13 protein-coding genes and 1 tRNA gene are annotated in these 10,383 nt (G+C 42.3%); 7 read left to right on the top strand and 7 right to left on the bottom strand.

Going from position 1 to position 10,383, the window contains the following annotated elements:
* The 3 genes from V7K25_RS14535 to V7K25_RS14525 form a co-directional block, all read left to right on the top strand.
* Nucleotides 1-184 (top strand): hypothetical protein (locus tag V7K25_RS14535; protein ID WP_335159005.1); only part of this gene is annotated, 184 nt, incomplete at its 5' end.
* A gap of 414 nt (nt 185-598) precedes the next feature.
* A complete protein-coding gene (locus V7K25_RS14530) occupies nt 599-1,156 on the top strand; it encodes a hypothetical protein (RefSeq protein ID WP_335159003.1) in 558 nt (185 codons plus the stop codon).
* Between the two features lie 77 nt (nt 1,157-1,233).
* Nucleotides 1,234-1,878, top strand: a complete 645-nt coding sequence (locus V7K25_RS14525) for a DUF3318 domain-containing protein (RefSeq protein WP_094342488.1) — start codon at nt 1,234-1,236, stop codon at nt 1,876-1,878.
* Nucleotides 1,879-2,068: 190 nt separating this feature from the next.
* Here the strand turns inward: V7K25_RS14525 and V7K25_RS14520 are convergent, their stop codons facing one another.
* Nucleotides 2,069-2,866 (bottom strand): 7-carboxy-7-deazaguanine synthase QueE, encoded by a 798-nt coding sequence (locus tag V7K25_RS14520; protein ID WP_335159001.1) that lies wholly within the window; start codon nt 2,864-2,866, stop codon nt 2,069-2,071.
* A 199-nt stretch (nt 2,867-3,065) separates the two neighbouring features.
* Here V7K25_RS14520 and V7K25_RS14515 point away from each other — a divergent pair, with 199 nt between their 5' ends.
* The gene (locus V7K25_RS14515) at nt 3,066-4,115 is read left to right on the top strand and encodes a sugar transferase (RefSeq protein WP_335158999.1); all 1,050 of its coding nucleotides are present in this window, start codon (nt 3,066-3,068) and stop codon (nt 4,113-4,115) included.
* Between the two features lie 153 nt (nt 4,116-4,268).
* On the opposite strand, the gene V7K25_RS14510 is transcribed toward V7K25_RS14515, so the two are convergent.
* The 5 genes from V7K25_RS14510 to rsfS all read right to left on the bottom strand — a co-directional run bounded on the left by V7K25_RS14510 (nt 4,269) and on the right by rsfS (nt 7,983).
* A complete protein-coding gene (locus tag V7K25_RS14510; protein WP_335158997.1) occupies nt 4,269-5,726 on the bottom strand; it encodes a YcjF family protein in 1,458 nt (485 codons plus the stop codon).
* Nucleotides 5,727-5,831: 105 nt separating this feature from the next.
* Nucleotides 5,832-5,908, bottom strand: a tRNA-Met gene (locus V7K25_RS14505).
* A gap of 46 nt (nt 5,909-5,954) precedes the next feature.
* A complete protein-coding gene (locus V7K25_RS14500) occupies nt 5,955-6,908 on the bottom strand; it encodes an asparaginase (protein WP_335158996.1) in 954 nt (317 codons plus the stop codon).
* Nucleotides 6,909-7,027: 119 nt separating this feature from the next.
* The gene (locus tag V7K25_RS14495; RefSeq protein WP_335158994.1) at nt 7,028-7,528 is read right to left on the bottom strand and encodes a CGLD27 family protein; all 501 of its coding nucleotides are present in this window, start codon (nt 7,526-7,528) and stop codon (nt 7,028-7,030) included.
* Nucleotides 7,525-7,983: a ribosome silencing factor gene (gene rsfS / locus V7K25_RS14490; RefSeq protein WP_335158992.1), complete on the bottom strand. Its 459-nt coding sequence runs from the start codon at nt 7,981-7,983 to the stop codon at nt 7,525-7,527. The genes V7K25_RS14495 and rsfS overlap by 4 nt, the downstream gene beginning before the upstream one ends.
* Nucleotides 7,984-8,232: 249 nt before the next feature.
* Between rsfS and V7K25_RS14485 the strand changes: the two genes are divergently transcribed.
* From V7K25_RS14485 to V7K25_RS14475, 3 genes are read left to right on the top strand one after another with little or no spacing between them, the layout of a single operon-like run.
* On the top strand, nt 8,233-8,406 hold the full coding sequence (locus V7K25_RS14485) for a hypothetical protein (RefSeq protein ID WP_335158990.1): 174 nt from the start codon (nt 8,233-8,235) through the stop codon (nt 8,404-8,406).
* Nucleotides 8,407-8,462: 56 nt separating this feature from the next.
* Nucleotides 8,463-8,618 (top strand): hypothetical protein, encoded by a 156-nt coding sequence (locus tag V7K25_RS14480; RefSeq protein ID WP_335158988.1) that lies wholly within the window; start codon nt 8,463-8,465, stop codon nt 8,616-8,618.
* Between the two features lie 51 nt (nt 8,619-8,669).
* Nucleotides 8,670-8,960, top strand: coding sequence for a hypothetical protein (locus tag V7K25_RS14475; RefSeq protein ID WP_335158986.1), 291 nt, complete (start codon nt 8,670-8,672; stop codon nt 8,958-8,960).
* 1 nt (nt 8,961) lies between these two features.
* On the opposite strand, the gene V7K25_RS14470 is transcribed toward V7K25_RS14475, so the two are convergent.
* Nucleotides 8,962-10,233, bottom strand: a complete 1,272-nt coding sequence (locus V7K25_RS14470; RefSeq protein WP_335158984.1) for a glycosyltransferase family 4 protein — start codon at nt 10,231-10,233, stop codon at nt 8,962-8,964.
* Nucleotides 10,234-10,383 lie beyond the last annotated feature (150 nt).

The raw sequence follows: 10,383 nt of genomic DNA, 5'->3' as shown, positions 1-10,383 counted from the left end.
TGAAGCTACAGAATATTTGGCGCTGCGAATTGAGGCTTCTGCAAAGGTGGATGGAGCTATAGAGAAAGGTTGGACTGATGAGCCATCGCTTACAGCAATGAGTGGTGCTTTACGAGAATGGAGTCAGCACCCAGATGGATTTTTTGCTGCTGCTTGGTGTGAAGTTGTGGGATGGAAAGGTTAGATTAACCCAAGATTTTCTAGAGAATTTGTAACAAAAATTTGCGTGTTCTTTCTTTTTTGGGGTTGCTGCAAAATGCGTCAGCTTAATTTAAAATGCTGCCACCATGCTTGATTTAGAAATACATTCATTAAATCTAGAAGAAAATCTTAAAATTGCTATATCCTTCACTGACTAAGATTTTTAAAATAGTGATTTTCGCTTCTTTAATAATGAGCAAGAGTTCTTCATAAAATATAATTCATAGCGCCAAACTATTACCTCTTTTTTCTCTCTTCAATCCCCTGTGCCCCATGCCCAATATCCTAATTGCATACTTCTATGCGATCGCAAGTAGCCAAACCAACCTAAACAGCTACCCCTAGCAGGTTAAACTAGGTCTGGTAACAACTGCTCCACGTTCCTTATGAGGCTTTTATGGGAGCTAACCTCAAACAGATTGCCAACTATTTAGACAACCTTGGTTGGGATTACCGTTTTGAAGAAGAAGAAGACCGAATTATAACAGGTGTAGAGGCTGATAACTTAGAAGATTTTCTAATAGTTGTCCAACTGGATGAAGAGGGAAAATTTTTCCGGGTATTTGCCCCTCAAGTTCTGACAGGAATTCAAGAGCATCCTTACAAGGCAGTTATCTTACAGACAATGCTTGCCATTTCCTGGGAAACTAAAATGTTGCAATGGGAGTATGACCCATCTGATGGCGAAATTCGTGCCATTATTGAGTTTCCTTTAGAAGACTCGATTCTCACAGAAAAACAATTTCACCGTTGTCTGAGTGGATTAATTCAGATTGTGGATAGCATAGCGATACCTCGCCTGAAAGAAGTTATGGTAACAGGTTTTGATCCGGGGAATATAGAACTTGGGGAAAGACTGTTACTCAGTATCCAAGAAGAAGCTCCAGGATTGCTAGATTTGCTGGAAAAGGCAATGGAAGCGCGAAAAAAGCGAGGAAGTTTTAAGGGCGAGTGAGACGGATCATCACTTAAATCGCTATACTCCAAAGTGATACCCTCACTATATACTGAAATTTTCTGGGGCTGGATATTATGACATCCTATGCAACCTCCTCTGCCAAAGCGGAAATGAGTGAACTACGGCGGTTGAAAGGCTTACTACCGCCAGAATTACAGAGCTGGGTCACGGTTGAAGGCACAACTGAGGTCAATCCACCCCTGGTTCGTTGCGAAGAAATTGGTAAAGACCAGGTAGAAATTCAAATTGACTTGGTGAAATGGGATGCCCTCGCAATGGATCAGCGTAATCTGCTGTTCTGGCATGAAGTTGCTCGCGTTCAAAATGACACAATTCCTAAAGATGGTTGGGAAATGGCAGCACTAGCCATCGGTTTAGGTGGTGCTGTAGGCGAATTGTGGGTACAAGATGGATTGCTTCTGGTGTTAGCTTTGTCGCTGTGTGGCGTGTCAGGCTGGCGATTGTACCAAAAGAATAGTGGAGAAAAGCAACTGAGAGAATTGCTTAATGCAGATGAGAAAGCGATCGCTTTGGCAACTCGGTTTGGTTATAGCCTCCCCAATGCCTACAAGAGTCTAGGTAGCGCCTTGAAAACCCTGATTGACAATACTCCTAGTAAGCGCCAACGGTCGAAGTACGAAGCAAGGCTCTCTGCCCTTAAACGCAGTGCTAATAAGGCAAAAGCTAAATCCAAAACTCCAGACGAGGGCGGGTTGTAATTAGTTAGGAGTTAGGAGTTAGGAGTTATGAGTTATGAGTGAACTTCAAACTCCTTACTGTTTTCTTTATTAACAGCCTCCGAGTGGGAATGCCTACTAAGGGGGCTGCTGCCTCCCTGATTAGCAGCAGCAATGACGATTTCATAAAATCTTACTTTTTTCTTGACTACATCTTTATCAAACTCAAATTTTACAGTTGGTTCAGCATTTTATGCGTCTGAGGGATCACACGTACATGCCTGAGAAAGCCCTTCATCAAAGCTTGCCACGTTAAAACTTGATCGGCCGTAGGGGCAAACACAGGTATTGAGGAGAATTGTTCAGATACTGCTAAAGGCGTAATAGGTTGTAAAAATACTGAGATATCTGGACTAACCTCTGCCACCAGCAAAGCTGAACGTTCTAACTCGGCTGGATCTGTGTTTTGAGACACAATTATCTTGACAAAAACATTTAAATATGAATCATGACATAATTGGAGAAATTTAGCATGTTCTTGCCAATGACTTTCGCCGCTAACACTGGGCAATTTTAAATCCATACCTACAGAGTCTAAGTAAGGGAGAATCATTGCTAGTTGTTCTGGGCGATGTCCGCCAGTTTCTAAGTATATAGGTAGACCAGTAATAGCTCGCACTTCGGGTAGAAACTGGGTTAAAAATGGGGCATGAAGAAGTGGTTCGCCTCCAGTTAAGCTAATGCTATCGTGTAGAGAAGGTACATTTTGTCGTTCCACCCATTCAGTTAGTATGGGTAAAGAAACAGGGTTAGAGTGGATTTCAAAGTCGCGCAATCCAGGCGATCGCTCTATCCGACAACTAGCAGGTGCATTCCAAGTATGGGCACTATCACAAAACTGACAGCGCAAATCACACAAAGCAAAACGAATAAATATCTGACGCGTCCCTACATTTAGTCCTTCCCCTTGAATGGCAGAAAAGATTTCAATCAGGCGTGCGGTAGGTGTAACCGTATTTTTAGCAGTCATTTGATGAGAGCAACGCGATCGCGCTGCGGCGGCACAACAACAAGGATTTTTTTTTGGCTTCTTGTTCTATTGTGAATCGTCGCTAGCGATCTCCAATCTCAGCCCCGATAAATCGCAATTAGTCCTTATTACTACTGATTCCAATATTAGGTTAGGTAATTTTATAGGACAAAATAATGTTTGGGAGATTACATTATACATGGCAACGAAAGTGCAGAGCTTCATGACTAGCCAACCGACAGACGTCGATTTTCCAGTGAATTCCCTAAATGACACGGCTATAGTGCAGATGCCTAAGCGGTTGAGCGTGCTGGAGGCTTTAGGCTTTAAGCAAACCTGCCAAAGCTTAATCCAGCCCAATTCACATCCCAAACAAATTATCATTGACTTTCACCAAACTACTTTTATGGATAGTAGTGGCTTAGGTGCCCTGATCAGTAATTTTAAATACGCCCAGACTCAAGGGATTACATTAACATTGCGGAATGTAACACCTCAAATAATGGCAGTCCTAAAACTCACCGGATTAGATCAGGTTTTTCCCTTAGAGCTTGTAGATGATGGGCCGTTAATAAAAGAAGAAGACTTAGTAGATAATCGCAAGACAACTTCCCGCAAAGTAGAGCAGTTACCCACTACTCACCCTTCTGTGGCATCTTGGATGAAACGGTTGTTAGACATTGTGGGGTCTGTGGTCGGTTTATTAATTACAGGAGTTTTATTTATTCCGATTGCGATCGCTATTCAAATTAATGATCCCGGTCCCATTTTCTTTAGTCAAATTCGTTGTGGTTGGATGGGAAAACAGTTTAAGATTTGGAAATTCCGCTCTATGTGTGTGGATGCGGAAGCGAAAAAATCCCAAGTTCAAAACCAAGTGGAAGGTGCTTTTTTCAAAAATGAGAATGACCCTAGAATTATCAAAATAGGGCGCTTTTTACGGCGAACTAGTCTTGATGAATTACCCCAATTTTGGAACGTCCTCAAAGGAGAAATGAGTTTAGTAGGCACTCGACCACCTACACCCGATGAAGTGGAGCGCTACGAAGTACCAGAGTGGCAACGTTTAGATGTTAAACCCGGTATGACTGGCGAATGGCAAGTAAATGGACGGTCTACAGTCCGTAGTTTTGAAGATGTAATTCGTCTGGATTTGCAGTATCAAAAAAATTGGAGTTTAGTGTACGATTTAAAGCTAATTTTCAAAACTATAGCTATTCTGTTTAATAGAAACAGTGGTGCTATTTAGCTAACTACCCTTATTCACAATTTTTTGATAACTCCTAATCACAATAATTGTTAGATACACCCAAGCCTTAATTAGGCTTGGGTAAATTTTAGGTTTACCTACAGCTAATTTTAGAAATCTAAAATCTAAAATTTGGTAATCTTCTGCATTAGATTATGCCACTGCTTTCTGAATACCAACAACTTCAATCTGCTGTGCTTCTGGTAACAAACGCTTTATGCCTTGCTTAACAAACCCCTGCAAAAAACCAATCTGCTGATTTTGCTGAAATACCTTTTGTAAGGTTTGTCGCAAATTCTCCAAATTTAAACCAGTCCCAGAATCTATTGCTATTTCCTGCTGTTGGAAATACTCAACTAGACTTAAGCCTGCTACTCTAGTAAGATAAGCTGCACTTACTCCCTGCACTACGCCACCAGCAACAAAGGTAACGGCATTACTTTTTAGAACACTACTAATAGCATTCGTAGAAAGTTCAACTAAACCCAGTTTCAGCATCAAACTTCCCATTGTTCCAGCTACAGTTTGCGCCTGTTCCAAGGAAAATTTCTGCTGATAGATATTACCCAAATCCATTACCATCTGAGCGTTAATTGCCGCAGTCGCTAGGATATCAAGGGCTGGGACTGGATTAGCAAAGGCAGCAGCAGCAGCTATCCATTGATATTGTTCAATAATTGGGGTGGCGCGATCGCGTCTAGTTCCATTCAACCAATTTTTCGCCTCAGCTTTCAACAACCCAGCTTTTCTCATGGTTGTTACCCAAACTAGCCGTTGTCCTTGCTGTACCAAAACTTCACCCAACTGTTGCGTCAACTGCTGGATATTTGGTGCTGGCTGTTCCATCCACTCTTGCACAGAACCATCAGCCTCATGCTTTCGGACTTTGATGGGAATGGGAGAGGCCGCAGTTGCAACTACATTTCCCTGCATTCGCTGTTTTAATGACAGCAAAATGCTGGCGCTTTCATCAGCTAAATACTGGTCTTGTTTGTTCAAAACCAGGATTGTGGGCTGATTTACTGCTTTTAGCTGCTGTAAGGCTTGAAATTCTGAGTCTGTCAAATCACCGTTTGTCAAGAACAGAACAAAATCAGATTTTGCTACTTCTGCTAAAACAGCTGCATCTGAATTGTCACCTACTTCTCTAAATAAAGGTGCTGTTTCTTCTAGAGACACCAAATTTCGTGTCTCGACATTTTCCTTTAGCACTTTAATTAAAGTGCTTTTACCCACGGATTTACCGCCAGTTACAGCAACTTTAATTTCTTGTCTGTCTAACTCCAACAACAATTGGGCAACTTGTTCTTTAAGTGTCTCTAATGCTGTGTGGTTTTTTGATTCTTGTGCCAGTTGGTTAATTACAGTTTCAGTTTTAGCGATCGCACTTTCTACAGTAACCCGATCCACTACCATACTATCTAGCTGCTCTAAACTGTCTTTCGCGCGATTTTTTTGGAATAACCACAAACCACCGCCTACAGCTAAGGCACTTAATAAACCAAACTCACCCACCTGCACTATAGAATCGTGCCAACTGTCCAACATCCACAGAGAAAAGGACAGTCCCAATCCTCCTACTAAAATTGGTCGCTGCAACTTCACAACCATGATTCTTTGCGCCTTTTAGATGGCTATTTCTTCCAGAATAGATCAAAATAAAACAAAAACCCTGCAATCTTTACCGACTGTAGGGTTTTTATTTTATCTTTTATTTGGTGGCGGGAAGTGGATTTGAACCACTGACCTTCGGGTTATGAGCCCGACGAGCTACCAGGCTGCTCTATCCCGCGTCGCTCTTGACTTTTTTATCATAACCTATAGTCAAGAGTTTGGCAACTACAAAAATGATAATTCTCCAATGACTTCTAAACGCTTGTATTTTCCCAAGGTGACAAACTTTTCTGAGAGGCTTTCGGCGGCGCTGGGACTAATCCAACCCATTTGCTGGAGTAAGTGAATAGCCACGGCATATTTTGCTCGTTTTGCCCCATCCATAACTTTGATTGCCAATCCCAAGCCTTCGCCGAGTCTACCAATGCACTGCACTCCTTCGGCACCAGTTTTACTGACGAGTTCCCCTGGAGTTAAGCGCATCAGTTCCGTATCAAATTCTCCATCTCCTGCTACCATTGCGGGATGATGAGTCATAGCCCGGACAATGCGCTCCATATCCAGATTGGTGCTAGAGGCTAACAGTGCATATAAAGATGCCATGTGACCGAGTTGCATCAGATAAGTTGGTGCGCCACAGTCATCATGAGCGCTGATAAATTCTTCAGCTGGCATTCGCAGCAATTCTGCTACTTTGCCCAAAATCAACTGCTGTACTGGGTGCTTGCGATCCAAATAGTTATTCAAGGGCCAACGCCGTTGCTGACAAACAGCTAACATTCCCGCATGTTTACCAGAGCAATTGTATTCCAGAGGACTGTGCTTACCTTCAGGAATTGGACACTGGAGTATAGTCGGGTCAAGATCGGCCCGCCAAAGGATGTTAAATACCTGTCGGACTTGATCTATTCTTCCTTTATGGGAACTTGTAATAATTGCTAAGTCGCGATCGCTGAGGTCATAGCGTTCCAGTGTACCTGTGGTGGTGACTGCGAGTGCCTGAAATGGTTTGAGCGCTGAACGGATAAATGCAGCAGTTTCAGAATTTCCGGCGACGGTTAGAACCCGTCCTCGTTCGTCGCATACAACAGCCTGGACTATATGCCTGGATTCAATAATACCTTCCCGCAGCAACCGGACTTCCAGTGCTGTGGCTTGAGTTCGTTTTCCCATTGTCATGGGTTTATATTTATTACCTTTTTTTAGTTAGGAGTTAGGAGCGGAGCCGGAGACGCTACGCCTCCGGTTAAGAGTTATGAATTATTAACTAATTACTCCTAACTCCTAACTCCTAACTTTTAAAACAAATGCCAAACTATAGTACCAATAACGTACATTCCCGCCAACCCAGCAATGGTAAATTGTAACCGCCGCAGAATAGGTTTAATTTCGTATGCGACAATCAAGCGATCGCGGTTGAGGATTTCCTGTGGCTTTGTCCAAGTTTGTCCGTCGTACCAGCCTGACTCTTCATAAAAGACTGTGGGACTACAAAGGCGATCGCACACGTAGAACCAGCCTAAGTACAACCTTACCAGTGCTAGCACTACGCCAACACTCGCGGCGGCCGCACCACAGAGGATAAAATGTGCAATATACTTGTTCGGAGGAAAACTTGCTGCTGCCACAGGCCCTGCGACCAGCCAAGATAAACCCCAAATCCAAGCTATTTTCGTGATATACTCGCGCAAATCTAAAGTGCTATCACGAAACAGCCAGGAATTTTTTAACTCTTCGTACTCATTAAGCGGTTGTTGGTCTATAGGAACTGGGCAATTTGAAACCGAAGACCTAATCATGTTGGCTTACCCTCACCCTCATCAGATTCTGGAAGGGAAATACGCTCTGCATGAATCCAGAACGCTTCTAAATTATAAAACTCCCGTTCCTTGGGCATCATGATGTGAACGATCACATCACCGTAGTCTTGTAGTACCCAACTCCCCTCTACTTTTCCTTCTGTCCTTATGGGACGCCGTTGCAACTCAGTTTCAACTTTTCCTTCAATTGCTTGAGCGATCGCCCTGACTTGTACTTTAGAATAGCCAGTCATCATCACAAAGTAATCAGCTAGGTAAGATACTTCTGCTACTTTGAGCAATATAATTTCACCCGCTTTGCGGTCTGATCCAGCAACGGCTATCGTTGCAGCTAATTTTCCGCTCTCCTCTTCGGTATGGGCATGGCTCTTTGCCACACTCTTCGTCAGTGAGACAGATTGTAATGGGAAATTTCCTTGGAAATAATCAGTCATTAAACCTCATGTGCTTTCTTTTGAAACAATTGTTTACATTTACTTACAAATCACAAACAATTGATCTGAAAATGTGTCAATAGGTTTTTTTGAATACTAACAAAAAAACGGGTGTCTATGGGAGCTAGTACCGCAAGGTGCAAGTCAAAAGGAGCCAGTGCGTTGCGCGGCTTAAGGGCGTTGAAGTAACTGGCTCTCAAAAGTCAAAACTCAAAAGGCTTTAATATTAGGCTTTTTGGCTGTAATGAAATGGTAGGTTTATTGCCGCCGATCTGTCGTAGTTTAATAATTGACTGCTTAGATTTTGACATCAGCAATCAGCAGTTGCGGATGGCTATTGTTGTAGAAACCAATAAATGGAAATTTAGTATTGAGCGATCGCGTCCGTCTGAGCTTCGTAAGCAATTTTACTGGGAAAGATAAATTAAAAGTGCGCTTACAAGCAAGGAACACACCAGCATTATGATGATGAAAATGAGGTGGACGTAGATGAGCTAGAGTACATATTTCTACTAGGTAAACGAACCCACATGACTTTCTACGAGTTGGCAGGAGGAATAGGCGACATTGTTCCTAGTGTCAATCCTATTTTTAGCGGTAGTGATGACGGATCAATTTCTACATTTGGACGATAAAATTCCATTCGCCGACAAGGTAGTGGCGCAGGTATCGGTATTTCTCACAATTTGAATAATGCTCTGAATTTGTCATTGAAATATATCAGCAGCAATGCAGCTAATTCAGAGAAGGGGATTCTTGCTAGCCCTTATGGAGCGATCGCTCAACTAACCCTTGAACCAACTAAAACAACATCACTCAGCATTACCTATATTCACTCTCATAACAACTTGAAGATAGTAACTGGAAGTGAATTAACCAGCGATCCATTTAATGATCAAGCAAATGCGATCGTTGGTAATTCATTTGGTGCAAAAGCTGCTTGGCAACCTTTGTGTAATCTAACCCCACTGCTGTAAATTAAACTTCTTGTTTGGTAATTATTGTGGACTGAATTGCTCCATGTTCTGCCGTCAATGAGTAACACAACGACTCATACTGATTTAAAGCTTGCTCAAAAGCATAGTTATCAACGGCATATTGGCGACTTTTATAACCCAGAGTTTTGACTTTTTCGGGGTTTTGATACAAATCTAAAATTGCCATTGCTAAAGCTTGGGGATCTTCTGGAGGAACGATAACTCCGCCGCCACTTTGCTTGATAGCTTTTGCTGCCGTACCATTATCGGGGACAGAAGCAACCAAAGCTCGTCCACTGGCAAGTAGCACTTGAATTTTTGACGGCATATTGAAGGATACAACATTTTTCTTTTGCACCACTAAACCAACATCAGCAGCTGCCAACATTTGTGGCAAAGATTTGCGGGGTTGAAATGGCAGTAGCAAAACATTATCTGCGCCGCAGTCTAGACATTCCTGCTGCAATCGCTGTAAACCTTTTGCTTCTCCAACGATGACAAAAACAATATCTGGAATATGGCGTAATGCAGAAGCAGCTTTAACAACGCTTTCTAAGCCTTGGGTTAGGGCAATGTTGCCAGAATAAAGTACTACAAATTTTCCATTCAGGTTATGTGCGGCGCGGAAAGGGTTATTTTCTTTAGACAAAGGGCGGATAAAATTGACATCAACCCAGTTGGGAATTTGCACAATTTTGTCAGCTTCTACGCCCTTAGCTCGCAAATTGTCCACAAACCCATCGGCGATAACGCTAATTTTACTGGCAGTGTGGTAAGCAAATTTTTCCAACACTGTAAATAATTTTATAAGTAATTTATTTTTCAGTAGACCGACATGGACGGCTGCTTCTGGTAATATATCTTGTAGATTTAAGATCACAGGACAAGCACGTAACCACCCTAAAAGAGCAACTGGTACACAGCTTGGCAAGGATGGCGATGTTGAGAGAATAACATCTGGACGCCAACCGACGAGGGCGGGCACAAAACTAGTGACAACGAAACTAGCATCTAGTAACACCCGATCTAATAGATTGGGTTGGGGACGAATCCAAACGTAACTGCGTTGAATTTGAACGCCATTTTTATATTCGTTTAGATACCACTTGCCCCGATATTCCTGGTAAATTTGACGCTCAGGGTAGTTGGGCATAGCGGTGACTACACGCACTTGATGCCCACGCTTCACTAGTCCCTCTGCTAATTCAGTCATCAATGGGGCAATACCAATTGGCTCTGGATAGTAGTTGTAAGAGTAAATTAAAATTCGCATAAAAATTAGTCCGAAGTACCCCGGTTTTTTATTTAATGACAAATATTTGTCTTAAACATGATTTGGAGTTTGAAAACTCCTATATTTATTAATTGTGGCTTCAGACTGTTTTCCTGTCAGGTATTTTCCTTAAAGATTGAGTAAATTTTG

The sequence above is a fragment of the Nostoc sp. genome (genome assembly GCF_036919495.1).
Lineage (GTDB): Bacteria > Cyanobacteriota > Cyanobacteriia > Cyanobacteriales > Nostocaceae > Nostoc.
The sequence above is the reverse complement of the archived record's forward strand: the minus strand, read 5'-3'. Positions and strand labels throughout refer to the sequence as shown.

What these genes read in the sequence shown, in the direction of transcription:
- V7K25_RS14485 (WP_335158990.1), top strand. Translation starts at nt 8,233, where the DNA reads ATGGTAGGTTTATTGCCGCCGATCTGTCGTAGTTTAATAATTGACTGC.
- V7K25_RS14525 (WP_094342488.1), top strand. Translation starts at nt 1,234, where the DNA reads ATGACATCCTATGCAACCTCCTCTGCCAAAGCGGAAATGAGTGAACTA.
- V7K25_RS14470 (WP_335158984.1), bottom strand. Translation starts at nt 10,233, where the DNA reads ATGCGAATTTTAATTTACTCTTACAACTACTATCCAGAGCCAATTGGT.
- V7K25_RS14520 (WP_335159001.1), bottom strand. Translation starts at nt 2,866, where the DNA reads ATGACTGCTAAAAATACGGTTACACCTACCGCACGCCTGATTGAAATC.
- V7K25_RS14515 (WP_335158999.1), top strand. Translation starts at nt 3,066, where the DNA reads ATGGCAACGAAAGTGCAGAGCTTCATGACTAGCCAACCGACAGACGTC.
- V7K25_RS14495 (WP_335158994.1), bottom strand. Translation starts at nt 7,528, where the DNA reads ATGATTAGGTCTTCGGTTTCAAATTGCCCAGTTCCTATAGACCAACAA.
- rsfS (WP_335158992.1), bottom strand. Translation starts at nt 7,983, where the DNA reads ATGACTGATTATTTCCAAGGAAATTTCCCATTACAATCTGTCTCACTG.
- V7K25_RS14500 (WP_335158996.1), bottom strand. Translation starts at nt 6,908, where the DNA reads ATGACAATGGGAAAACGAACTCAAGCCACAGCACTGGAAGTCCGGTTG.
- V7K25_RS14510 (WP_335158997.1), bottom strand. Translation starts at nt 5,726, where the DNA reads ATGGTTGTGAAGTTGCAGCGACCAATTTTAGTAGGAGGATTGGGACTG.
- V7K25_RS14530 (WP_335159003.1), top strand. Translation starts at nt 599, where the DNA reads ATGGGAGCTAACCTCAAACAGATTGCCAACTATTTAGACAACCTTGGT.